Annotated in this window: 1 rRNA gene; it reads left to right on the top strand. The window is 48.9% G+C overall.

Annotation, left to right across the window (positions count from 1 at the left end):
- Window positions 1–268: ribosomal RNA gene (locus tag IEQ44_RS18205) — 23S ribosomal RNA — on the top strand; the annotation flags it as partial.

Raw genomic sequence — 268 nt, 5'->3', positions numbered from 1 at the left:
CACGTGAAACCCTGTATGAATTCGTGGGGACCATCCCATAAGGCTAAATACTCCTGAGAGACCGATAGTGAACTAGTACCGTGAGGGAAAGGTGAAAAGAACCCTGAATAAGGGAGTGAAATAGAACCTGAAACCATACGCTTACAAGCGGTTGGAGCCGAGAGGTGACGGCGTGCCTTTTGCATAATGAGCCTACGAGTTACCGTTGCTAGCAAGGTTAAGTGATTAAGTCACGGATCCGTAGCGAAAGCGAGTCTGAATAGGGCGC

This window comes from Nocardioides malaquae (genome assembly GCF_015070385.1).
Classification (GTDB): domain Bacteria; phylum Actinomycetota; class Actinomycetes; order Propionibacteriales; family Nocardioidaceae; genus Nocardioides; species Nocardioides malaquae.
The sequence above is the reverse complement of the archived record's forward strand: the minus strand, read 5'-3'. Positions and strand labels throughout refer to the sequence as shown.